26 protein-coding genes are annotated in these 22,231 nt (G+C 39.3%); 12 read left to right on the forward strand and 14 right to left on the reverse strand.

Features of this window, described 5'->3' with window-relative positions:
• The first annotated feature begins 3 nt into the window (after positions 1-3).
• The 3 genes from add (at position 4) to GD597_RS11115 (ending at position 2,981) form a co-directional block, all read left to right on the forward strand.
• Positions 4-999 (forward strand): adenosine deaminase, encoded by a 996-nt coding sequence (gene add, locus GD597_RS11105; RefSeq protein WP_171607931.1) that lies wholly within the window; start codon positions 4-6, stop codon positions 997-999.
• Between the two features lie 465 nt (positions 1,000-1,464).
• Positions 1,465-2,454 (forward strand): aspartate-semialdehyde dehydrogenase, encoded by a 990-nt coding sequence (locus tag GD597_RS11110; protein WP_171607932.1) that lies wholly within the window; start codon positions 1,465-1,467, stop codon positions 2,452-2,454.
• Between the two features lie 176 nt (positions 2,455-2,630).
• Positions 2,631-2,981, forward strand: a complete 351-nt coding sequence (locus GD597_RS11115; protein WP_171607933.1) for an MmcQ/YjbR family DNA-binding protein — start codon at positions 2,631-2,633, stop codon at positions 2,979-2,981.
• Position 2,982: 1 nt separating this feature from the next.
• Here the strand turns inward: GD597_RS11115 and GD597_RS11120 are convergent, their stop codons facing one another.
• Entirely contained in the window at positions 2,983-3,651 is a 669-nt protein-coding gene (locus GD597_RS11120) for a DUF2461 domain-containing protein (protein ID WP_171607934.1), read from the reverse strand.
• Positions 3,652-3,839: 188 nt separating this feature from the next.
• On the opposite strand from GD597_RS11120, the gene GD597_RS11125 reads away from it, so the two are divergent.
• From GD597_RS11125 to yidD, 5 genes are all read left to right on the forward strand, one after another.
• Entirely contained in the window at positions 3,840-4,526 is a 687-nt protein-coding gene (locus tag GD597_RS11125) for an alpha/beta fold hydrolase (RefSeq protein WP_171607935.1), read from the forward strand.
• 90 nt (positions 4,527-4,616) lie between these two features.
• Positions 4,617-5,441, forward strand: coding sequence for a glutamate racemase (gene murI, locus GD597_RS11130; RefSeq protein ID WP_171607936.1), 825 nt, complete (start codon positions 4,617-4,619; stop codon positions 5,439-5,441).
• Positions 5,442-5,641: 200 nt separating this feature from the next.
• Positions 5,642-5,797, forward strand: coding sequence for a 50S ribosomal protein L34 (rpmH, locus tag GD597_RS11135; protein ID WP_171607937.1), 156 nt, complete (start codon positions 5,642-5,644; stop codon positions 5,795-5,797).
• Positions 5,798-5,892: 95 nt separating this feature from the next.
• Positions 5,893-6,303: a ribonuclease P protein component gene (gene rnpA / locus GD597_RS11140; protein WP_171607938.1), complete on the forward strand. Its 411-nt coding sequence runs from the start codon at positions 5,893-5,895 to the stop codon at positions 6,301-6,303.
• Positions 6,278-6,508, forward strand: a complete 231-nt coding sequence (gene yidD / locus GD597_RS11145; RefSeq protein WP_171607939.1) for a membrane protein insertion efficiency factor YidD — start codon at positions 6,278-6,280, stop codon at positions 6,506-6,508. The genes rnpA and yidD overlap by 26 nt, the downstream gene beginning before the upstream one ends.
• Here yidD and GD597_RS11150 read toward each other — a convergent pair whose 3' ends face one another.
• From GD597_RS11150 to GD597_RS11175, 6 genes are all read right to left on the reverse strand, one after another.
• Positions 6,509-7,105: a hypothetical protein gene (locus tag GD597_RS11150; RefSeq protein ID WP_171607940.1), complete on the reverse strand. Its 597-nt coding sequence runs from the start codon at positions 7,103-7,105 to the stop codon at positions 6,509-6,511.
• A 73-nt stretch (positions 7,106-7,178) separates the two neighbouring features.
• On the reverse strand, positions 7,179-7,784 hold the full coding sequence (locus tag GD597_RS11155; RefSeq protein ID WP_171607941.1) for a superoxide dismutase: 606 nt from the start codon (positions 7,782-7,784) through the stop codon (positions 7,179-7,181).
• Between the two features lie 343 nt (positions 7,785-8,127).
• Positions 8,128-9,114, reverse strand: coding sequence for a potassium channel beta subunit family protein (locus GD597_RS11160; RefSeq protein WP_171607942.1), 987 nt, complete (start codon positions 9,112-9,114; stop codon positions 8,128-8,130).
• A gap of 28 nt (positions 9,115-9,142) precedes the next feature.
• Positions 9,143-9,721 carry an LPS export ABC transporter periplasmic protein LptC gene (gene lptC, locus GD597_RS11165; protein ID WP_171607943.1) on the reverse strand — a complete coding sequence of 193 codons (579 nt, stop codon included), beginning with the start codon at positions 9,719-9,721 and terminating at the stop codon, positions 9,143-9,145.
• On the reverse strand, positions 9,714-11,120 hold the full coding sequence (locus tag GD597_RS11170) for a hypothetical protein (RefSeq protein WP_171607944.1): 1,407 nt from the start codon (positions 11,118-11,120) through the stop codon (positions 9,714-9,716). Before GD597_RS11170 ends, lptC begins: the two co-directional genes overlap by 8 nt.
• Complete coding sequence (locus GD597_RS11175) at positions 11,095-11,820, reverse strand: type III pantothenate kinase (protein ID WP_171607945.1); 726 nt, start codon at positions 11,818-11,820, stop codon at positions 11,095-11,097. Before GD597_RS11175 ends, GD597_RS11170 begins: the two co-directional genes overlap by 26 nt.
• Before the next feature lie 314 nt (positions 11,821-12,134).
• On the opposite strand from GD597_RS11175, the gene GD597_RS11180 reads away from it, so the two are divergent.
• Positions 12,135-12,731 carry a TIGR04282 family arsenosugar biosynthesis glycosyltransferase gene (locus GD597_RS11180; protein ID WP_171607946.1) on the forward strand — a complete coding sequence of 199 codons (597 nt, stop codon included), beginning with the start codon at positions 12,135-12,137 and terminating at the stop codon, positions 12,729-12,731.
• 106 nt (positions 12,732-12,837) lie between these two features.
• On the opposite strand, the gene GD597_RS11185 is transcribed toward GD597_RS11180, so the two are convergent.
• The 3 genes from GD597_RS11185 to trmB are packed head-to-tail and all read right to left on the reverse strand — an operon-like array spanning position 12,838 to position 14,135.
• The gene (locus GD597_RS11185) at positions 12,838-13,230 is read right to left on the reverse strand and encodes an MGMT family protein (RefSeq protein WP_171607947.1); all 393 of its coding nucleotides are present in this window, start codon (positions 13,228-13,230) and stop codon (positions 12,838-12,840) included.
• Positions 13,231-13,240: 10 nt separating this feature from the next.
• Complete coding sequence (locus tag GD597_RS11190; protein ID WP_317170304.1) at positions 13,241-13,450, reverse strand: DUF5522 domain-containing protein; 210 nt, start codon at positions 13,448-13,450, stop codon at positions 13,241-13,243.
• The gene (trmB, locus tag GD597_RS11195) at positions 13,431-14,135 is read right to left on the reverse strand and encodes a tRNA (guanosine(46)-N7)-methyltransferase TrmB (protein ID WP_171607948.1); all 705 of its coding nucleotides are present in this window, start codon (positions 14,133-14,135) and stop codon (positions 13,431-13,433) included. Before trmB ends, GD597_RS11190 begins: the two co-directional genes overlap by 20 nt.
• 193 nt (positions 14,136-14,328) lie before the next feature.
• On the opposite strand from trmB, the gene GD597_RS11200 reads away from it, so the two are divergent.
• Positions 14,329-15,717, forward strand: coding sequence for a Gfo/Idh/MocA family protein (locus GD597_RS11200; protein ID WP_171607949.1), 1,389 nt, complete (start codon positions 14,329-14,331; stop codon positions 15,715-15,717).
• 261 nt (positions 15,718-15,978) lie between these two features.
• Here GD597_RS11200 and GD597_RS11205 read toward each other — a convergent pair whose 3' ends face one another.
• The 4 genes from GD597_RS11205 to GD597_RS11220 all read right to left on the reverse strand — a co-directional run bounded on the left by GD597_RS11205 (position 15,979) and on the right by GD597_RS11220 (position 19,623).
• Entirely contained in the window at positions 15,979-16,731 is a 753-nt protein-coding gene (locus GD597_RS11205) for a 3-keto-disaccharide hydrolase (RefSeq protein WP_171607950.1), read from the reverse strand.
• Between the two features lie 3 nt (positions 16,732-16,734).
• The gene (locus tag GD597_RS11210) at positions 16,735-17,124 is read right to left on the reverse strand and encodes a c-type cytochrome (protein WP_171607951.1); all 390 of its coding nucleotides are present in this window, start codon (positions 17,122-17,124) and stop codon (positions 16,735-16,737) included.
• A 42-nt stretch (positions 17,125-17,166) separates the two neighbouring features.
• The gene (locus GD597_RS11215; RefSeq protein ID WP_171607952.1) at positions 17,167-18,222 is read right to left on the reverse strand and encodes a sugar phosphate isomerase/epimerase family protein; all 1,056 of its coding nucleotides are present in this window, start codon (positions 18,220-18,222) and stop codon (positions 17,167-17,169) included.
• A gap of 228 nt (positions 18,223-18,450) precedes the next feature.
• Entirely contained in the window at positions 18,451-19,623 is a 1,173-nt protein-coding gene (locus tag GD597_RS11220) for a Gfo/Idh/MocA family protein (protein WP_171607953.1), read from the reverse strand.
• 394 nt (positions 19,624-20,017) lie between these two features.
• Here GD597_RS11220 and GD597_RS11225 point away from each other — a divergent pair, with 394 nt between their 5' ends.
• A complete protein-coding gene (locus GD597_RS11225; RefSeq protein WP_171607954.1) occupies positions 20,018-21,289 on the forward strand; it encodes an MFS transporter in 1,272 nt (423 codons plus the stop codon).
• Between the two features lie 28 nt (positions 21,290-21,317).
• A complete protein-coding gene (locus tag GD597_RS11230) occupies positions 21,318-22,202 on the forward strand; it encodes a hydroxypyruvate isomerase family protein (protein WP_171607955.1) in 885 nt (294 codons plus the stop codon).
• Positions 22,203-22,231 lie beyond the last annotated feature (29 nt).

Here is a 22,231-nt window from a genome sequence, read left to right on the forward strand (position 1 = left end):
TGTATGAATATTGCATTATTACCAAAAATAGAACTTCACCTGCATTTAGATTGTGGACTTAGCTACGAAGTAGTATCGGCCATAGATCCTTCCATTAACAAAGAAGCATATGATAATGATTTTATTGCGCCAGCCAAATGCTATAACCTGGCCGATTTTTTAACCCGTGCTGTTAAAGGATTTGCCCTGATGCAAACCAAAGAACAGCTTACCCTGGTAGTGCACGATTTGTTTAAACAGCTTAAAGCCAGTAATGTTATTTATGCAGAAATCCGTTTTGCACCATTGCAACATCTGGAGCAAGGATTAAGTCCATACGAGGTAGTAGCCATTACAGAAGCGGCCACCGCAGCCGCCGTAAAAGCTACCGGTGTTGAAGCCCGTTTAATATTGTGTACGTTGCGGCATTTTTCTGCAGCACAAAGCATGCAAACGGTGCAATTGGTGCAACAGTTTGCCAATACGTATGTAGCTGGTTTTGATATTGCTGCCGATGAGGCTGGATTCCCTATAGATAATCATATTGCAGCATTTCAATATGCCAAAGCCAATAATATTCCCTGTACGGCCCATGCCGGCGAAGCAAAAGGCACCGAAAGTGTATGGGAAACCCTGCAGTATTTTGGCCCCACCCGCATTGGCCATGGGGTTAGAAGTATTGAAGACCCAGCCCTGGTAAAACATTTGCACGATAACCAAATACACCTGGAAATTTGCCCCAGTTGCAATGTGCAAACAAATATGTACGATACCTATGCGCAACATCCTATCGATCAATTATACAAGGCCGGGGTATCGCTAAATATAAATACAGATGCGCCAACCATTGTAAACACTACGCTTAATAAAGAATATCAGCAATTACAGCAGGTGTTTGGATGGGGCATAAAAGAGTTTTACCAATGTAATTTATATGCCGTAAAAGCTGCTTTTATACCAAGTGCACTACAACAAAAATTATTACAACGCTTAGCCTTGGCCTATCAACAGCCATTATAATGGGCCAGGCAATAGAATAATGGTGGGCTTTACTTGCGTCGCACACTTGTACTGCAGTTAGTAAAGGCAACAATAAACAACCACAGCAAGGCAGCGTGTACTAATGATTGTATGTTTATGCTGCCATAAAAAATTTTGGTATAACAATTTTTGGTTACTACATTCGCACCGCAATGAGCAAAATGATAAAACATACAACAAACACGAAGAAACATATCTCAGAAAGAGAAGGTGTTTAATGTTTGCGTATATAAGCATATAACTAACAAAAAGCCTTCTCCTCCAAGAGAAGGCTTTTTGTTTATAGCGCTGGTTTTATTGTTTAAAAAATAGCAGTGCATTAAGTAGCTGCCATGCAAGTGGAACGTACAAGTGTGCGACGCAAGCGGCGATGTCTTGTACAGTTAAAAGCCGGGTAAAAAATTAGATATATAAACCAACAAACAACCAATAAAATAGATAACAATGAAAGTAGCAGTAGTAGGCGCAACCGGCCTGGTAGGTACCAAAATGTTGCAGGTATTAGCCGAAAGAAATTTTCCGGTAACAGAATTAATGCCAGTGGCATCTGAAAGATCTGTGGGTAAAGAAGTAACATTTAAAGGTGCCAAATACAAGGTAATTGGTATGGCCGATGCCATTGCTGCCAAACCAGATGTTGCTATATTTTCTGCTGGTGGCAGCACCTCGCTGGAGTGGGCACCCAAATTTGCCGAAGCGGGTATAACCGTGATAGATAATTCCTCGGCCTGGAGAATGGACCCTACCAAAAAACTGGTGGTACCAGAAATAAATGCCGATGCATTAACTGCCGAAGATAAAATTATTGCCAACCCCAATTGCTCTACCATCCAAATGGTGGTGGCCTTAAATCCGTTGCATAAAAAATATACTATTAAGCGTATTGTGGTAAGCACATATCAAAGCGTAACGGGTACCGGTGTTAAAGCCGTAAACCAGTTAATGAATGAGCGTCAGGGCGTTGAAGGCGATATGGCATATAAATATGCTATAGACCTGAATGTAATTCCACAAATTGATGTGTTTTTGGATAATGGCTATACCAAGGAAGAAATGAAAATGGTAAAAGAAACCTGCAAAATAATGCGCGACGATAGCATTAAAGTTACTGCTACTACTGTTCGTATTCCTGTGGTTGGCGGCCATAGCGAAAGCGTAAATGTAGAGTTTGAAAACGATTTTGATTTGGAAGAAGTAAAGCAAATTCTAAGTGCATCTGCAGGTGTAATTGTGCAGGACGATTTAGCCAATCAAATTTATCCTATGCCACTTTGGGCACATGAAAAAGATGAGGTTTTTGTAGGCCGTTTACGCAGGGATGAAACCCAGCCCAACACATTAAACATGTGGATTGTAAGCGATAACCTGCGCAAAGGTGCAGCTACCAATGCTATACAAATTGCAGAATATTTAAGTAGCAAAGGTTTATTATAATAATTAAATAATACAGTTTATTGTAGCAGGCTGTAGTATATGCATGATGCCTGGTTGTGTCACTCACTTGTACTGCAAATGTGTATTGAACTGTAAATAAAAAGTAAAGCAAAAGTGATAGCATATTTTAAGTGTCAGCCAACCGGGCTGGCACTTTTTATTTGTATTTTTAAAGTATGAATATTGAAACATTACATACCTATTGTTTGGCCAAAAAAGGGGTAGAAGAATCTTTTCCCTTTGGAGAAGATACACTGGTATTTAAAGTGGGCGGTAAAATATTTTTATTAACCGGTTTAAATAGCAGTCCGTTGCAATTTAATGTAAAATGCCATCCAGAAAAAGCGATAGAATGGCGGGAGCAATATGAGGCCGTACAACCCGGTTATCATATGAATAAAAAACACTGGAACACTGTTGTGGTTGATGGCAGCATCCCCAATAAAGTTATTCAGCAAATGATTGATGATTCTTATGAATTGGTAGTGCAATCATTACCAAAATCAATAAGAGATACTATCGTGTAATCTACTCTTCCAGTGCCCGGTTTAAAAAATGCACCAATGGCTGCAAAGCTTCAAAGGCAGTTGTTATGGTTTTTACCAGATTCTTTTCGGTTAGTGCTTCATCAGCTATTGGCATTGTGGCAATATAGCTTTTCAATTTTATAAATTCTATGGCCGGGTTATCAGCTTCATAACCTTTTGGTGGGCGTGTTAAAGTATACTCCTTATTATCATCCAGTTTGTTATATATGGCTACAAATTTTTTTGAATGTATAATGCCACTAAATTCTTTAAAATTGTAATCAATTTCCTGCCTTATTTTTTTAACCGCATCTGCTTCGGGCATCCATAAACCGCCACCTACAAAACTACTGCCCGGCTCGCAGTGAAAATAATAACCTGCCAGTGGGCTTTTTTTGCCACCCTTGGTAAAACCCGCACCCATATTGGTTTTGTAAGGCGATTTGTCCTTGCTAAAGCGTACATCCCTGTTTATTCTAAACACACAATCCTTGGCTTGCAATGTGGCTATGGACTCTTCTTTTTTACCATACACAGCAATTACCTGTTGCACCATTTGCGCAAAATCTGCTTTGGCAGCTTCATATACTTTTCTGTTGGCTTCAAACCAATCGCGGTGATTATTTTCCTTTAAATTTTTAAGAAATTGTATAGTGGTTGATTGTAACATGTGTAATAAATTATAATAACAAGGTAATAAAAGAACAGTTGGCCAATGGCAGCAAATAAACAAAAACTTTGTTGTTATCTGTAAACAACAATAAGGATGTAAACTACTTATTATCTTTTTCCGGAAAATTAGTATGCCCCTGATTATGCCTATTTTTATTACTATTATTAAAAACCAACACTTAACAAATGAAACACCTGCTATTATTACATGGCGCTGCCGGCGCAAAGGATCAGTTTGAACCAATTATTCCCTCTTTATCAGGTGTATATCAGGTGCACGCCATTAATTTTTCAGGGCATGGTGGAGAGAATAGTAGGGCATCTATATTTTCCATTGCATTATTTGCACAGGATGTACTGCATTATATGGCAGTTAAACAGCTGGAAACAGTTGATATTTTTGGCTACAGCATGGGTGGTTATGTGGCATTGTATATTGCCCGGTATTACCCGGAAAAAATTGGAAAAATTATTACACTTGCCAGCAAACTACACTGGGATGAAGCCATTGCTGCAAAAGAAATAAAGATGCTTAATGCTGCCACTATTCAACAAAAAGTACCTGCATTTGCACAACAACTGGCAGCAAGACATGGCAGTCAACATTGGGAAACGGTTTTGGAAAAAGTATCCAATATGCTGCTGGAATTAGGGAATGCAAACACTTTGCAATTGCATGATTATAACCATATAACACATCCGGTTTTATTGCTACTGGGCGATAGGGATAAAATGGTAACGATGGATGAAACCCTGGCAGTATTTAAGCAGTTACCAAATGCACAGATGGCGGTATTGCCCGGTACGCCTCACCCTATTGAACAGGTAAATATACCCGTGCTGGTATTTTTTATTCAATGGTTTTTAAAATAGCTCCAGGGTTGATATGTTTAATTTACCGGTGGCAATGATTAGCTTTGTGATGTAATTATTCCCCCATTATTCATCATTAATTTTTATATAATGCAAGGGCCAATTGGTGTGTTTGATTCTGGTTATGGCGGACTTACCGTATTAAAAGAAATTGTAGCCAAACTACCTGCCTATGATTATATATATCTGGGTGATAATGCCAGGGCGCCATATGGTAACCGCTCTTTTGAAACGGTATACCAGTATACTTTGCAGTGCGTAGAATGGTTTTTTAAACAGGGTTGCCCATTGGTAGTACTGGCCTGTAATACCGCTTCTGCAAAGGCGTTAAGAACCATACAGCAAAATGATTTGCCTCGTATAGCCCCCGATAAAAGGGTATTAGGTGTAATAAGGCCTACTACAGAAATTGTAGGCAAATATTCAAAAAGCCGAAAGGTAGGGGTGCTGGCAACCAATGGTACAGTTCAATCGCAATCCTATGTTATAGAAATTGAAAAATTTTATCCCGATATTGCTGTGGTACAGGAGGCCTGCCCTATGTGGGTGCCACTGGTAGAAAATAAAGAATATGACGGGCATGGAGCCGATTATTTTATAAAAAAGCATATTCACCAGTTATTACAAAAGGAACCAAGAATTGATACCATTTTGCTGGGCTGTACCCATTACCCTTTGCTGTTGAAGAAAATTGTTGAGTATACCCCGGTTGACATCACCATTTTAACACAGGGTGAAATTGTTGCCAATAGTCTGGAAGATTATTTGCAACGCCATCCTCATCTGGAACAAAGCTTGTTAAAAAATGGGGTAAGGGATTTTTATACTACTGACTCGGCCGAAGATTTTAATGCACAGGCAAAGGCATTTTTTGGGCAATTAGTAGCCTCTACCCATATAGATTTGGATTGCTGAGCAGAAAACAGAACGCACAAGAGTGCGACGCAAGGTTGTTGCAGGTTTATTTTTTGCCGGGTTCAAAAAAAATATTACAAGTGCTGCCATTATTACGGAATAAACCACTACTTTTGCCGTCCTTTCACAGGAAAACAGTGATGGTGACTGGTTTCCGCGAGTTGAAAACAATCATTTTGGGTTAGTAAAAATATCAATTTATGAAACGTACATTCCAACCGCATAATCGCAGACGTAAATCGGTACATGGCTTCCGTGAACGTATGGCATCAGCGAATGGCCGCAAAGTTTTAGCCAGCCGCCGTGCGAAGGGCCGTAAGAAATTAACGGTATCTGACGAAAGAAAACTTAAATAACCAATTCTATTTACTTCCGTTACGGGGGTAATAAGGAGTTTTAAGATTATATTTAAAGCCTCAAATTATTGAGGCTTTTTTCGTTGTATTACCACATGGGCAAAGAATTTACATATAGTAAACAGGAAAAACTGAAAAGCAGAAAATTGCTGGAAGCCATTTTTAAAAAAGGGCAATCTTTTACTGTTTACCCCATTAAACTGTTTTATTTGCAACCCGATGAACCGGTAGATTTTTATATAAAAGCTGGTGTTGGAGTAAGTAGCAGGCATTTTAAACATGCCGTAGACCGTAACCGTATTAAACGTATGCTGCGGGAAGCCTATCGTACCCAAAAGCAACCTTTGCATACGGTACTTGCCGAAAACGGAAAGCAAATGGCGGCATTTTTTTTATATATTGATAAAGTACTGCCCGAATATGCCGTTCTTGAACTAAAAATGCAACAGGTGCTGGCAAAACTGGAAAAGCATATACAACATGAAAATCTTGCTTCAAATACTTAGCTACCCGTTTATTGGGCTGATAAAAATATATCAGTGGGTAATATCACCTATGCTGGGGCCAAAATGCAGGTTTACACCTACCTGCTCGCAGTACGGTATAGAAGCCTTTAAAAAACACGGTGTGATTAAAGGTTTTTATTTAACTGTGAAGCGAGTATCAAAATGCCATCCGCTGGGCGGTAGTGGTTATGATCCTGTTCCCTGATTATTTGGTAAGCTTTATTAATTTTTCAATTGTTTCCCTTACTTCGTTAATACTGTAAAATCGGTATACTTCGGGTTCTTCGTTGCCTTCTTTTGCAATAGAAGTCATACGATGATAAGGCCCTACTACATGCGCATTAATATTGGCTGAAATTTTTACTGCAGTATTGGGTAGTATAAAAAATGTTCTGTTTTGCGCATTAATATTGGTATTGGCCACCATTTGCTGTAGGGAGTCTATATTATGCTGCAATGTTTCCTGAGTCATTAACCTGTTGGCATCCTCTGGTTTGGAGTATTTCTGAAAGCCGCCAATAATGGTATCTTTTGCTTTTAAGTTTACAATATAGTAGCCATCTTCAGCAATTTCAATACTGGTATTTCCTGATATACCTGTAACGGTAAGGCTTACCTTATCGCTGGTAGGGTATATTAACTCCTTGTCTACATGCCCCACAGTATCTTTTTGTACAACCGTTTTTGCTTCCTGATTAATTTGTACCCCGGTGTTGGCATATACCAGTATTTTTTTAGCATGGTTGTTACAGGCTGTTAAAGCAGTAATAGCGGCAATAGCAAAAATTTGTTTGTAGTGCATGTAAAATAAGTTTATAAAAAAAGTCCTGCAATGTACATGCAGGACTTTGAAGATAGGAAAGTTTTCACAGTTATTATTTTGCTGCGGCAAAACGTTCTGCCACTTTACTCCAGTTAACTACATTCCAAATGGCGGCTAAATAGTCTGGCCTTTTATTCTGGTATTTTAAATAATAGGCATGCTCCCAAACGTCTATACCTAAAATAGGTGTGCCTTTTACATCGGCTACATCCATTAAAGGGTTATCCTGATTAGGAGTAGAAGATATTTCCAGTTTGCCATCCTTAACAATTAACCATGCCCAGCCACTTCCAAAACGGCCAACGCCGGCTGCGCCAAACTTGGTTTTAAACTCATCAAAAGAGCCAAAAGCTGCACTAATGGCTTCTGCTAGTTCGCCGGTTGGTGCACCACCTGCATTGGGTGCCAAACTTTCCCAAAAGAAAGTGTGGTTCCAGTGGCCGCCACCATTATTACGAACAGGAGCTGATATAGCACCTGCATGTTTTACCAATTCTTCCAGGCTTTTGTTCTCATGCTCAGTGCCGGCAATGGCTTTATTAAGATTGTCAACATAAGCCTGATGGTGTTTGCCATGGTGTATCTGCATGGTCAGCGTGTCAATATGTGGCTCTAATGCTTCATGTGCATATGGTAGAGCGGGTAAAGTAAATGCCATACGATTTGTAGGTTTTTATTTTAAAACTGTTTTGTTTAGAGAATAACAAATTTACAATTTGCTGGTTGAAAGCAGTGCAGCATAGCGTTAATTGTTTCTGAACTCGTAATTTATTTATGGGCCCGGCTTTTAATGTATTAATTGGGCTTTACTTGCGTCGCACTCTTGTACTGTTGGTACTTTGGGCGGCAATACAATTATACTACCCAATGTTCTGCCGCCATAATATCCGAACGATGAACGTACTGCGACGCAACGGCTGCCCAATGCCTGTTCTTGCGCTGGTATACAAATAAAAATGCAGCCTTTTTTAAGACTGCATTATATAAAGTGCTTCCTAAATTTAATATAAAGGCAAAGTGGGTTTTGTTTGCATAATACCATCAATACGTTGCATTACTTCATCTGTAAGCAGGGGCAATACATCTAACGATTTCAGGTTTTCATGTAATTGTGCTGCGCTGCTTGCCCCTAATATGGCCGTGGTAACATTGGGGTTTTTTACACACCAGGCAATAGAAAGATTGGCCATGCTTACTCCCATTTCGTTGGCTAATACCTGTAAATTGCGCACTGCCTGTATTTTTGTTTCCGTGGCCATTATATCTTTAAGCCAGCCATAATTTTCCAGGGCCAGCCTACTATCTGCAGGTATGCCATTATTGTATTTGCCGGTTAATAAACCACTTGCCAATGGGCTCCAGATGGTGGTGCCTAAACCCACTGTTTTAAATATTTGAAGGTATTCGTTCTCCATTTTGTTACGCTCCAATAAATTGTATTGCGGCTGCTCCATGGTTGGGCCAATAAGGCGATAGCGTTCTGCAAAAGCATGGGCCTGCATAATCTCTACTCCACTCCATTCGCTGGTACCCCAGTAAATTATTTTGCCCTGTTGCATCAGGTGGTTCATGGCCCAAACCACTTCTTCAATGGGGGTATTTTTATCGGGGCGGTGGCAAAAATATAAATCCAGATAATCTACCTGCAGGCGTTGCAGGGCCTCGTTACAGGCTTCTATTATATGTTTGCGGCTAAGGCCGGTTTGATTGGGTTTAGCATGTTGCCTGGAACCAAAAAATACTTTAGAGGATACAATATAAGAGGTACGGTCCCATTGTTTTTGTTGTAAAACCCGGCCCATAATTTTTTCACTTTCGCCAAGGGCATAGCCTTCTGCATTGTCAAAAAAATTAATGCCATGGTCGTAAGCAATGCCCATTAATGTGTCGGCACTAATATCCTGCACCTGTTGATGAAAAGTTACCCAACTACCAAAACTAAGCAGGCTTAATTGCAGGCCAGATTTGCCCATTCTGCGGTATTCCATAAAAGTTTATTTTAAAAGTAAATAGTAGCTAATTGGCAGGCATGCTGCTATCGGGAACATTGGTAATGCCAGAGCTGTTTAGCAGGGTCCAGCTTTTAAAGGACTGATCGGCAGTTAAACCATCTTTTCCTTCAAAATGTTGATTCATTGGCTTCTTAATCAATACATATTTATCGGTATAAAAAATGGCTTTATTGCGATCCCACCATAGTTCATTGGTAAGCATGGTATCGCCTTTTACATTAAAAACCACCACGCTATCTTTAAGTAATACCTTGCCTTCGCTTTCCATATAACGGCCATATTTGGCAAAAAGTTTACTTTCCAGTTTAGCGCTGTCGCCATAAAAATCTACCTTAAGCGTTTTAGGAAATTCGGTTATTGGGGTATCGCTTTGGGTTCTGTACATTAATGGAGCGGTAAGCTTGGCTTTTATTTTACCATCCTGGCTCATATAGCTTTGTACATTTTCTGCTACTTCCTTTCCGGGTTTATGAATGCCCAGATTTCTAACTTCCTGCATACTGTTTTCGCAGCTATACATAAAAAAGCAGCCTGCGGAAAGGGCTGCTGCTTTTTTAAAATATTTGGAAAAGATGTTAATCATATTTGCGTCTTGTAAACCAAAGATCAGACATAGATAAACCTAAAGATAATTTAAAGAAATTCTCAGTAACATTATTCACATTAGAACCTCTTTTACCAAATTCTATGGCTGTATTAATCAGGGTAGACTGGTTATCGTAATTGCTCCATTTTCTCAGGTTAAAACCCATACCTAATGTAAAGGCAGATACTTTATATCCATTGCCATCTGCATTAATATAATCTTTACCGCTGTAAAATCCTACCCGGTAAGTAGATCGGCTAAATAAGGCATTACTGCTAAAAGAGGGCGTAAACTCACCACCTACACGAAGCATTTTACTATCTGCCAGTTGATTTTCTTTTGCGCCATAATACCGGTAGTCCTGCCATTTGGCAAGTGCATAATCCGCACCAATAGCCCATTTGGTGGCAACTGGCTCGCCGCCAACAATATATTTCTTACTAACTAAAAAACCCATATTGTAGGTTACCGGTATAGTGATATTACCCAATACATCTGTAACATCACTAATACTGTCAATATTACTAATTGCACCATTGGCATCATAGGTAAAAGTTTCTACCCTTTTACTGGTATTGGCTTTCAGGTTTTGCTCTAATGTGCCTGAGGCACCCAGTTTTAAAAAGAAGCCTTCATTATAACTACCCAGTTTGCTTTTTTTATCGCTTAATTTAATGTTGTAAGTAATGCCAGGCGATAAAAATAAACCCCAAAAATCGGTACGGGAAACATCGTTTGATTTGTAATAATTTACAGAATCATTAATAAATGTTTGTTTGGTGCTTATTTGTTTACGGCCAAATTCATAACCTGCATTAAAACCAATACTCAGGTTATTAAAACGTTTGCCCAATCCAAAAAACACCTGGTTTAAGCCACCATTACCTTCGTACAGTGTTTTTATACTATCAATACTGGTTCTTTGAACGCTTTCAACGCTATAGTTAATTCTGGTGGCTGGTTTTAAACCAAATACCAATCCGGCGCCTCTTTTCCTGGCATCAGCTCTTGGGTTTAAAGGCACGCCCAATTGTATATACGATGGCATAAAATTGGTTGAATTATAGCTGGAGGCCGGCGTAGCACTTCTTAGCGTTCTGGCGTCAATGCTTAAACCAAAATCATAATTAACCAATGCGCCCTTGGTACCACCAAACATTTTTATATAGCGCATAGCACTATATGTTGCAGGGTTGCTGGTATTTAATGCCTGATCACTTGAATAGGCTGCAGAAATACCACCCATACCTCGGGATGCAATGCTTTGAGCAGGGTAAATATCGCCCAATCCATATCTGGAAAAAGGTGAGTTCTCCTGTGCGTGCAGTTGCATAAATCCCGCCAAAACCAACAATAACAATACACTCCGTTTAAAAATTCTTTCTACTGATCGCATACAAGCCTTTATAGATTAGATGAGGGTCTGCAAATATCTTCTTTTTGAGATGAGGCACAAAAAACCGCATATCCCCCCCGGTTAAAAGCACGTTAAAGTTGCTGTACTTAAGGGCATATTCTTCAATAATGCCATCAATTTCCTTGCTCATCCCCAATATAACACCGCTTAATAAATTTGTTCGGGTATCATAGCCAACCAGGGGAAAATTCCAGTCTGGCTTAACTAACGGCAGTTTGGCTGTATATTCATGCATGGCTTTCAGCCGCATTTCTAAACCCGGAGAAATACTGCCACCCAAAAACTCGTGAAACTTATTTACAAAATTAAAAGTGATACAGGAACCCAAACCTATAATAAGATTATGGTTTTCAGGTAAATAATGCACAGCACCGGCTACCAATGCCAGCCTGTCTGCACCAATGGTTTCTGGTTTACCAACAGGCGTGCTAAATGGCAAAATACTTGCATAATCTAATTTGTGAAAATGCAACCGCTCCTTTAGCAAATTATCAATGGCAATATCATGGTGTATTACAGACGATAATATGGCGTGGCTTGGTGAATACTGCTCCAATAGCATAGTAATCCTATGCAAAGGGTCTTCTCCCAATACAAATTCTGCTATAAACTCATCATTGTTAAAAACACCGCATTTTAAGCGGGTATTACCAAAATCACAGCAAAGGGTGGTGCGCATATATTACCTGATTTCCGGTAAATATAAATGCTGCACTTAATATTTTGCACAAATTTTAGAACATCTTACCCTACCTGCCATGTTATCCATTATAAAATAAATGGTAGTTTTTGTTATTTATGGCGTGCCCCTTTGGGTCGGGCTTTCCGCTGCAAGTCCTCGCTACGCTGCGGGCTTTCCGCTGCTATCCCTCACGCAGGAAGTTTAAAAATATGGCCATCCAATAATATTTTGGCCTGTTCGTTAATCCTTCTAAAGCTTATTTTAAAGTTGCCAAAAGCAGCGAACCTCTTCATCTGCAAATCTTATAAATTATGCCGGGTGCTTTAATCATATTTGTAAATAATCATTTACAGGCAGCTGTAAAAACAAAACTGGCCGATGCTATTGGCGAGAAAGAGGCTATGGCTATTTACAAACAATTATTAGTTCACACCTACAATATTACCAGCAAATCTAAATTTGATATTTACCTGTTTTATTCAGATGGTATAACAGATAAAGATTGTTGGACTGCCTCTGGTAAATGCCATAAATACCTGCAAAACGGTAATAACCTGACAGAGCGTATGTTAAATGCATTTGAATTGGTATTTGCCCAAGGGTACAACAAGGTTATTTTTATTGGCAGCGATTGCATAGAACTTGAAAGCCGGCATATTAAACAGGCATTTAATTATCTGGATGATACCGATATTGTTATTGGCCCGGCGCAGGATGGAGGCTATTATTTACTGGGTATGTGCCGCCTGTTTGCACATTTATTTACCAGCAATGCCTGGAATACGGTACCATTGTTTAACGAAAAACTGCTTGCCATTGAAGCGCAGGGCTTAAGCTTTAGTTTATTGGATGTGTTAAGCGATGTGGATGATCAGAAAGAAATGTACCTACTACATCACCGGCAATAAAAGGTGTTTACCCGGCTGTTTATATGGTTGCCCAATGTACCGGAACGATGAACCGAGCGTGGCAAGTAAAGCCTGATTATTGACTTGCTGCCTACTACCAAAAAATCTATATAGCCAGAGCAAGGGCTGGGTCCCAGAAAAGCTTTTTAAATTCTACCACTGTATCATTTTCTACTGCAACCCCGTCTTTTTCTAGTAGCTCCTGCATTAAGGTGGGTGTTTTAAAATGCATTTTTCCGGTAAGCATGCCGTTGCGGTTAACCACCCTTTGTGCGGGTATTTTTGGTTTAGCGGTATGAGCTGCATTCATGGCCCAGCCAACCATACGGGCCGATAATTTTGTGCCCAGATAATTGGCTATTGCGCCATATGTTGTAACCCTGCCTTTTGGTATTTGGCGTGTAACTGCCCATACATCCTCAAAAAAAGTATAAGTTTTTGGCTCGCTTTTTACTGCATTTGTGGGTTGCTTTGGCAGCTTGCTGGATGGCTTTGGCATGTTAACCGGTTTAACTGTTTGGATTGCTATTATTGGCTTTGTACAATTCTATTTGTAAAAAACTTTTACGTGGTTCTGGCACGGCTTCAAAATTAAACGGGCAATGTAAACAGCCGTTACCGCAGCAATAGCCCCGTTCCTTATGATAGGCTTCGGTTAAAACCATCAGGCCATTTTCATTATAGTAGTAATCTTTTTCCTCAGTCAATATGTCCTTCACTGCAAATTTGCTTTAATATGTTATCCTTTTCAACCGGCAGGTGCTTGTTTAGTTTAAACTGCAAATAATGTATACGGTTGCTTTGTGCAATATCCAGCCCTTCGTAATGGGTTTTAATTTTTAACTCATTGTTTATTTGAGGCCAGTTATGTACATCGTCTGTATCCAATAACAACTCCAGGCCGTAAAGGTTAATAACTGTTTTGGTAAATTGGTATAAAACAGGGCTATCAGTTTTTAGATGTATAACACCATCTGGTTGTAAAAATTGACTGTAGAGCCTTAAAAACCGTGGATGAGTAAGTCTTTTCTTCATGCGTGAAAAACGCAGTTGAGGGTCGGGGAAGGTTATCCATATTTCCGCTACCTCATTTGCCGCAAAGTAATTGGCTACCTGATCTATTTGGGTACGCAAAAATGCTACATGGTGCAGGTTTTCCTCTATGGCAGTTTTTGCCCCCCGCCAAATGCGATTACCTTTTATATCTACTCCAATAAAATTGCGTATTGGGTAAAGCCTGCCCAATCCAACTGCATATTCTCCTTTACCACAAGCCAGCTCCAGTGTTATTGGGTGTTGGTTATTAAAATGTGAATGCCATTTTCCGGCAATATCTTTTGGATATTGCAGCACATTTGAAAAGCCATTTATTTCCTCGAATCGAATTAATTTTTTTTGCCCCATACGGTACAAATGTAATATCTGTTATTTGTTCTGTGGCAGCTTTATGCTTTTTCTGGTTTAAACCTGCATAATATTAAATATGCGGCTACCTTATTTGGCTGTCATAATATAATCCCGCAAATGTTTGTTATTCCTCAAACGATTGCGTATATTTAATTCCCGGGCAAAGAATAAGTTTACAAATAAAAAAAGTATGCCTTTTAATTACACTCGTAGAAATTTCATAAAAAATACTGCATTAACAGGTGCCGCACTTTCTATTGCGGCCAATAATGCAAAAGCATATACATCCCAAAAAAAATCTGTTGTAAGGTTGGGTATGATTGCCGTAGGCTACAGGGGGCAATCGCATCTGGAAGAAATGCTTAAGCGCAACGATGTTGAAATAGTTGCCATGGCTGATCCCGACCCAAAAATGATGGCTATGGCCCAAAAGCTGATTACAGATTATGGTAAAAAAGCTGCGGTTGAATATACCAAAGGCGATTATCATTACCGTAACCTGCTAAAGCGTACTGATATTGATGCGGTAATAGTAGCCTCCCCATGGGAGTGGCATAAAGATCATGGCGTAGATGCTATGAATGCCGGCAAAATAGTTGGTATGGAAGTGTGTGGCGCAATACAGTTGCAGGATTGCTGGGATTATGTAAACGCCTACGAAAAAACAAAAGTACCCATCATGATGATGGAAAACGTTTGCTATCGCAGAGATGTAATGGCCGTTTTAAATATTGTACAACAAGGTTTATTTGGAGATTTACTGCATTTACAGGGTGGTTACGAACACGATTTGCGTGGCGTTTTATTTAATGATGGAGTTACAGCCTACAATTCAGGGGTAGAATTTGGTGCCAAAGGCTTAAGCGAAGCCAAATGGAGAACCAATCACTATGTAAAACGCAATGGTGAATTATACCCAACACATGGTCTTGGCCCGGTGGCTACCATGATTGATATGAACCGTGGTAACCGCTTAACTGCATTATCATCTGTGTCTACCAAATCAATGGGGTTAAACAGGTATATAGCCAATCATCCTAAAGGCGGACCAGATCATCCAAATGCAAAAATTCAGTACAAAGAAGGAGATATTGTTAGCACACAAATACAAACCACCAATGGTCAAACCATTTTATTAACCCACGATACTTCCTCCCCAAGGCCTTATAATCTGGGTTTCAGGGTTCAGGGTACCAATGGTGTATGGATGGATTATTCCAGCGGAGGTTTAGATAAGGGGCATATATATATCGACGGCAAAAGCCCCAACGATCAATGGGAAAATCCCAAACAATGGCTGGAACAATACGATCATCCGTTATGGAAAAACTATGCAGCAGCAGCGCAAGGTGCAGGTCATGGCGGGATGGATTTTTTTGTAGATAATGCATTTATTGAATGTATAAAACGCGATGTGCCTTTTCCGCTGGATGTATACGACCTGGCAACCATGTATGCCATTACACCCCTTAGCGAAAAATCTATTGCCGAGGGTGGTACCCTGCAACGCATCCCCGATTTTACAAAGGGCGCATGGCGTAACAGAAAACCAATTTTTGGATTAAGCAGTGAATTTTAATATATAAACTTGTTCTCTACTAACAAAGCAGTTAGTTATGGTTAAGCGGTTGTGTTCTCACAACTGCTTTTTTATTGTGTTACGGGCAATAGTATTGCTATTAAGCCTGGTTGTGTCACTCACTTGTACGCCAACAAATCAATCAGCAATAAAACAGTAAACCAATTCCAAAAAACCATATTAATACAAAAGATGATAGTGTAAAGGCAAAAAAAGAGGCAGTAATTAAATTACCGCCTCTTTTCAAAAAATCAAATGCAATTATAATTTCTTAATCATAATATTTCTGTACCATACATCATTGCCATGATCCTGCAGAGCAATATGACCTTCTTTAAATGTACCCCAATCTGGCATATCTGCAAATTTACTGCCAGCAATCAGCTTCTTCCAGTTGTCATCCCACATAGTAGTAGAAACAACCTTGGTGCCATTTAGAAATAAATCAAGTTGGCCATTATTAGAAATAATTTCTACCTGATTCCATTCTCCCGGGCCTTTTACAGTCTCTGGATTAGCGGCAATTAAATCATACAAGTTACCTGCACGGTGTTTTGGTATTTTACCGTCGCTATGGCCATCATTATCTAATACCTGCATTTCCAAACCTGTATTCCAGCTTTCTTTATATTTCACAGTATCCTCATGAATATAAAATACAATACCGCTGTTTCCGTTTTTTGAAATATTCCATTCCATTTTCAAATCAAAATTCGAAAAAGCACTATCCGAAACCAAATCGCCACCACCATCAGTTTGGTAACCTTTGTTAGAAGCAACATTTAAGTGTATAGCATTGCTATCCACATTCCAGGCTGCACCCGGGGCTGCTTTACCATAGCTATGCCAGCCCTTTAAACTGGTGCCGTCAAATAAAGAAATCCATCCTGTATCTGATGATGCAACCGTGGTTTGCGGTAGCATGGTATCACTGCCGTTTGCGCCATTATCCTGTGCCGTTTGGCAGGCAGCTAATGTTGCAAAAAATACGGCAGACAATAGTATTTTATTCATGTTTTAGTTTGTTTTTAAAAGTAAAATATACTTTACCATTTGTTCTACATCTGCCTGTGCCAGTTGTGGATGGGCACTCATTGGTATGGCACCCCAAACACCAGAACCGCCTTCAATAATTTTTTTACTTAAATAGGCAATAGCTGTATCCTGACCTGCATATTTATTGGCTACATCCTGATATGCGGGTCCAATTAATTTCTCGGCTACTTTGTGGCAGGTTAAACAATCAGATTTTGCAATTAACGCCAATCCAGCTTTATAGTCAGGATTTGCTGAAACATCTGTAACTGCTGGCTCAGCTGGTTTTTCGGATTCTTCTTTTTTCTCGGTTTCGCCACCACAGGCTGCCATCAATGCAATTAATGCGGCACTTACTAAATACTTTTTCAATTTCTATAGTTTTTGTTGTTAAATAATTTGGGCCTAAAGTTATTAATGAATACCCAAAATACTTTTATTAAAATTTTCATCGCTGCCGGTATTTGCAAAATCGTCAAACGCTTTTTCTGTTACCCGTATAATGTGGTCTTTAATAAAAACAGATCCTTCTTTTGCGCCATCTTCCGGATGTTTTAAACAACATTCCCATTCCATTACTGCCCATCCTTTATAATTATACGCAGCCAGTTTACTAAAAATAGATTTAAAATCTACCTGCCCATCGCCTAAAGAACGGAAACGGCCAGCCCTGTCTACCCAATTCTGGTAGCCACCATATACCCCTTGCTTACCGGTTGCATTAAACTCAGCATCTTTTACATGAAACATTTTAATACGTTCATGATAATAATCTATATAGGTTAAATAATCCAAACATTGTAATACAAAATGCGATGGATCGTATAGTAGACAGGCACGGGCATGGTTGTTTACTTTTTCTAAAAACATTTCATACGATATGCCATCATGCAAATCTTCGCCGGGATGTATTTCATAACAAAGGTCAACGCCATGCTCATCAAATACATTTAAAATGGGTAACCAGCGTTTGGCCAGTTCTGTAAAGCCTGTTTCTACCAAACCTGCAGGACGCTGTGGCCAGGGGTACATTGTATGCCATAATAAGGCACCGCTAAATGTGGCATGTGCATTTAAACCCAGATTGGCGGATGCTTTGGCTGCATATTTTAATTGTTGTACCGCCCACTCAGTTCTTGCTTTGCTATTGCCATGTACTTCGGCAGGTGCAAATCCGTCAAACTGTGCGTCGTAAGCTGGGTGTACTGCAACCAGTTGCCCCTGCAAATGGGTAGATAATTCTGTTATAGATAAACCACAACCTTCTACAATGCCTTTAATTTCATCGGCATAGGTTTTACTCTCGGCTGCTAATTGCAGGTTGATGCATCTTGCATCCCAGGACGGAATTTGAACGCCTTTAAAACCAATGCTGGCAGCCCATTCGCAAATAGATTGCATGCTGTTAAAGGGCGCAGCATCGCCCATAAACTGGGCAAGAAAAATACCAGGGCCTTTTAAAGTTGTCATAGTATGCTATTTTTTATGTACCCGGCATTTGTGCTTTTATTGAAGCTGCTGTTGCGTCGCACTCTTGTACGTTCTAAACTCTATTGTACAGGAAGTTGTGTATATACTACTCTGGTAGAAATTGCATAACCATTGCATGCTGCTATGGGTTATACAGTACAAGAGTGCGACGCAAGTAAAGCTGCTGTGCTGGCCATTTGCCGGGCCAATTGAAATGTATTTTATTACTTAATTGTTAACGATATGTGCCGTCCATTTTTCGGTTGATTGTGCAGAGGTTACTACATTATCAATAAATGCCATGCCCCTTATTCCATCTTCAACGCCCGGAAAGTCCAGCATTTCTTTGGTAGGTGTTTCGCCCGAAATTTTTGCGCCCAATGTTAGTGCAAAATTGCGGTAGATATTACCAAATGCTTCCAGATACCCTTCGGGATGTCCGCCCGGAGTGCGGCAGTTATGAGTAGCATAAGTTGAAAGGCGGTCGCCATAATTGCCACCTGCCCTTAATATTTGTGTAGGGGCATCCAGCCATTTTACCAATAAGGTGTTGGGTTCGTGCTGCGCCCATTCTACACCGCCTTTTTCGCCATACACACGAATTTTTAGGGCATTTTCTTCCCCTGCTGCCACCTGCGAAGCCATCAGGCAACCAGCTGCGCCATTTTCAAATTTTAAAAGTACGTTGCCATCATCATCAAGGGCACGGCCATCAACCAGTATGCTTAAGTCGGCACAAAGCTGGGTGATTTTTAAGCCGGTAATATATTCTGCCAAATGAGCGGCATGGGTACCAATATCGCCCATGCAACCACTTTTACCGCTTTTCTTGGGGTCTGTTCTCCAGGCGGCCTGGGCATTACCTTCGCGTTCTGATAATTTGCTTAGCCAGCCTTGCGGATATTCTACCCATACTTTTCTTATTTTACCAAATACACCATCAGCAAACATTGCCCTTGCCTGTTTTACCATTGGATAACCGGAATAAGTATGTGTAAGGCAAAGTGTAAGACCAGTTTCGGCTACTTTTTGTTTTAGTTGTAAAGCTTCGTCTAATGTAAATGCAATAGGTTTTTCAATAACTACATTAAACCCATTGTCCAGTGCCATCATTGCTGGTGCAAAATGCGCAAAATTGGGGGTAACAATGGTTACAAAATCTATGCGCTTATCAGCCGGCAGCTGACTTTCTTTGGTAATCATTTCCTCAAAAGTGAGGTAGGTACGGTCTTCGGGCAGGAATAACATTTTGCCTGATTCTTTTGCAACATCGGGGTTAATGCTAAGTGCCCCGCAGCTAAGTTCTATAAGACCATCCATGTTGGCAGCAATACGGTGAATGGCTCCAATGAAAGCATCTTTGCCTCCACCTACCATACCCATTCTAAGTTTTCTGTTCATTTTTAAAAAATATTTTGAAGGTTTACTCAACTAAAAGTAAAAAAAATTACATTTAGCATCTTATATTTATTTTTTCTAACGATTATGCTGTTATATCTGATACAAAATAAAGTTACATTCAGTATTTTTATTGTCAGTTTTACAATTGTTTTAGTTGGATAAAGTTATAATGCTAAAACCAATGCAGATAAAGGTTGTAGCCAATGGAGTGGTTTAAAATTGTCTGTCATTCAGGAAGTTTGACCATTAATTTATTGGGCATTATTTTTTTATGATGCCTTGCAAATAAAGAGAAATAAAAACGAGTTTTCCATTGTGTATATTTAACACATTAGTAATTGGAATAAGGGTAAATTGATTGAAATTTTTTTAAAACAAAACCAAATTAACGTTTATGTCAGCCATCCAAAAAAACAAACTATTTGTAGCAAGTTGCTTATCACTGTTGGTTACCTCATTATCATTTGGAATAAGAGCAGGTATTTTAGGGAGATTAGGTGTTGAGTTTGAATTAAACGCCCAGCAATTGGGTACAATTGCCGCAACTGCATTTTGGGGTTTTCCACTTGCCGTAATTATTGGTGGCTTTGTAGTTGATATTATTGGAATGAAAAAACTATTGGTGGCTGCTTTTGTATTTCACCTTGCAGGTATTTTGTTAACCATTTTTGCAGGTGGTTATTGGAGCCTGTTTATTTCAACCTTATTAATTGGTATTGCAAACGGTACTGTAGAAGCTGCCTGTAACCCATTAGTGGCTACCATACATGCAGATAATAAAACCACCAAACTTAACCACTTTCACTTATGGTTTCCTGGTGGTATTGTAATTGGTACCTTATTGGTATTTTTGTTTGATAAATTTGGTATTGGCTGGCAAATACAGGTTGGAATGATGCTAATACCTACAGTAATTTATGGTTATTTGTTTAGCAAGCTTTCCTTCCCTCCAACTGAGCGTGTGGCCAGTGGTGTATCTTCTATTGACATGTATAAGGCATTGTTCAATCCGCTTTTTGCCTTAATGATTATTTTAATGTTTGGTACTGCTATTACTGAATTATTTACCGGACAATGGATTGATGTTTTATTAAAAAATGTAACCGATAATGCTATCTTACTACTAACATTGGAAACAGGTGTAATGGTAATTGGCCGTGCATTTGCTGGTCCGGTAGTACATCGTTTATCACCAACAGGTGTTTTGTTAATTTCCTCAATTTTGGCGGCAGCAGGCCTTTATTTATTAGGGCATTCATCGGGCAATATGCTTTTTGTAGGTGCACTGATATTTGGTATGGGTGTTTGCTATTTTTGGCCAACCATGCTGGGTTTTGTTTCAGAAAATTTGCCGAAAACAGGTGCTGTAGGTATGAATCTGATGGGCGGTGCAGGTATGTTTGCGGTTTCAGTTTATACCATTATTATGGGTAGCCGTTATGATGAATTAATTGCAGCAAAGCTACCACAAGGCGCCAGTATGCTGGATTATAATAGCGCTGCACCCGGAAGCGAAATGGCCAATTTGCTTTCAGAAGCCAAAAAGGCAGCCGGTCCTGAAATTATTAACTTTACACTAATTATTCCGATTGTACTTACTGTTGTTTTTGCCTTACTATTTGTTTATATGCGCGGTAAGAAAAAAGAAACATTATCTGCAGCTTAATATTATCATTTTAAATACAATTAAAACTATGGCAGACAATAAAGATAGAAGAAACGCTATCAAATCTATTTTAACTGGTTCTGTTGCACTTGGTGCAACTCCTTTACTTTCTTCATTTAAAGGTGATCCACAAACAAATACTACATTGAAAGGAAATATTAATCATTCTGTATGTCAATGGACATACGGTTTTCTATCAGTTGAAGAACTTTGTAAAATTGTAAAAGAAATTGGTTTTAACGCTATAGATTTAATGGGCCCAAAAGACTGGCCAACACTTCAGAAATATGGCATTTATAGTTCAATGTGTTATGTTGGCGGCAATGTAAGTTTGGTTAACGGATTTAATAATCCTGCTAATCACGACCAATTGGTAAAAGACTATTTGGAAGTGTTTCCTTTGATGGTAAAAGCCGGTTATAAAGATGTTATTTGCTTTAGCGGAAACCGTAATGGTATGGATGATGAAACAGGATTGAAAAACTGTGTGCAAGGCTTACAAAAAATTATGCCTGCAGCAGAGAAAGCTGGCCTAACCGTTCATATGGAGTTGCTGAATAGCAAAGTGGATCATAAAGATTATATGTGCGATAAAACAAATTGGGGAGTAGAATTATGTAAAAGATTGGGCAGCCCTAATTTTAAATTGCTATATGATATTTACCATATGCAAATTGATGAAGGAGATGTTATCAGAACTATCAAAGAAAATGTACAATACATTGGGCATTACCATACAGGTGGCGTACCAGGCAGGCACGAAATAGATGAAACCCAGGAATTATATTATCCTGCTATAATGAAAGCTATTGTAGAAACAGGCTATAAGGGCTATGTAGCACAGGAATTTATTCCCGCAGCAGCTGATAAAGTAGCCTCGCTTAAAAAAGCAATTATGATTTGTGATGTATAGTTCACTACAACATTTAAATGGAAATTTAA

This window comes from Limnovirga soli (genome assembly GCF_013106755.1).
Classification (GTDB): Bacteria; Bacteroidota; Bacteroidia; order Chitinophagales; family Chitinophagaceae; genus Limnovirga; species Limnovirga soli.

Bases quoted from the DNA above. Each gene is read 5' to 3' on its own strand.
- add (WP_171607931.1), top strand. From the start codon at position 4: ATGAATATTGCATTATTACCAAAAATAGAACTTCACCTGCATTTAGAT.
- GD597_RS11110 (WP_171607932.1), top strand. From the start codon at position 1,465: ATGAAAGTAGCAGTAGTAGGCGCAACCGGCCTGGTAGGTACCAAAATG.
- GD597_RS11115 (WP_171607933.1), top strand. From the start codon at position 2,631: ATGAATATTGAAACATTACATACCTATTGTTTGGCCAAAAAAGGGGTA.
- GD597_RS11120 (WP_171607934.1), bottom strand. From the start codon at position 3,651: ATGTTACAATCAACCACTATACAATTTCTTAAAAATTTAAAGGAAAAT.
- GD597_RS11125 (WP_171607935.1), top strand. From the start codon at position 3,840: ATGAAACACCTGCTATTATTACATGGCGCTGCCGGCGCAAAGGATCAG.
- murI (WP_171607936.1), top strand. From the start codon at position 4,617: ATGCAAGGGCCAATTGGTGTGTTTGATTCTGGTTATGGCGGACTTACC.
- rpmH (WP_171607937.1), top strand. From the start codon at position 5,642: ATGAAACGTACATTCCAACCGCATAATCGCAGACGTAAATCGGTACAT.
- rnpA (WP_171607938.1), top strand. From the start codon at position 5,893: ATGGGCAAAGAATTTACATATAGTAAACAGGAAAAACTGAAAAGCAGA.
- yidD (WP_171607939.1), top strand. From the start codon at position 6,278: ATGAAAATCTTGCTTCAAATACTTAGCTACCCGTTTATTGGGCTGATA.
- GD597_RS11150 (WP_171607940.1), bottom strand. From the start codon at position 7,105: ATGCACTACAAACAAATTTTTGCTATTGCCGCTATTACTGCTTTAACA.
- GD597_RS11155 (WP_171607941.1), bottom strand. From the start codon at position 7,784: ATGGCATTTACTTTACCCGCTCTACCATATGCACATGAAGCATTAGAG.
- GD597_RS11160 (WP_171607942.1), bottom strand. From the start codon at position 9,114: ATGGAATACCGCAGAATGGGCAAATCTGGCCTGCAATTAAGCCTGCTT.
- lptC (WP_171607943.1), bottom strand. From the start codon at position 9,721: ATGATTAACATCTTTTCCAAATATTTTAAAAAAGCAGCAGCCCTTTCC.
- GD597_RS11170 (WP_171607944.1), bottom strand. From the start codon at position 11,120: ATGCGATCAGTAGAAAGAATTTTTAAACGGAGTGTATTGTTATTGTTG.
- GD597_RS11175 (WP_171607945.1), bottom strand. From the start codon at position 11,820: ATGCGCACCACCCTTTGCTGTGATTTTGGTAATACCCGCTTAAAATGC.
- GD597_RS11180 (WP_171607946.1), top strand. From the start codon at position 12,135: ATGCCGGGTGCTTTAATCATATTTGTAAATAATCATTTACAGGCAGCT.
- GD597_RS11185 (WP_171607947.1), bottom strand. From the start codon at position 13,230: ATGCCAAAGCCATCCAGCAAGCTGCCAAAGCAACCCACAAATGCAGTA.
- trmB (WP_171607948.1), bottom strand. From the start codon at position 14,135: ATGGGGCAAAAAAAATTAATTCGATTCGAGGAAATAAATGGCTTTTCA.
- GD597_RS11200 (WP_171607949.1), top strand. From the start codon at position 14,329: ATGCCTTTTAATTACACTCGTAGAAATTTCATAAAAAATACTGCATTA.
- GD597_RS11205 (WP_171607950.1), bottom strand. From the start codon at position 16,731: ATGAATAAAATACTATTGTCTGCCGTATTTTTTGCAACATTAGCTGCC.
- GD597_RS11215 (WP_171607952.1), bottom strand. From the start codon at position 18,222: ATGACAACTTTAAAAGGCCCTGGTATTTTTCTTGCCCAGTTTATGGGC.
- GD597_RS11220 (WP_171607953.1), bottom strand. From the start codon at position 19,623: ATGAACAGAAAACTTAGAATGGGTATGGTAGGTGGAGGCAAAGATGCT.
- GD597_RS11225 (WP_171607954.1), top strand. From the start codon at position 20,018: ATGTCAGCCATCCAAAAAAACAAACTATTTGTAGCAAGTTGCTTATCA.
- GD597_RS11230 (WP_171607955.1), top strand. From the start codon at position 21,318: ATGGCAGACAATAAAGATAGAAGAAACGCTATCAAATCTATTTTAACT.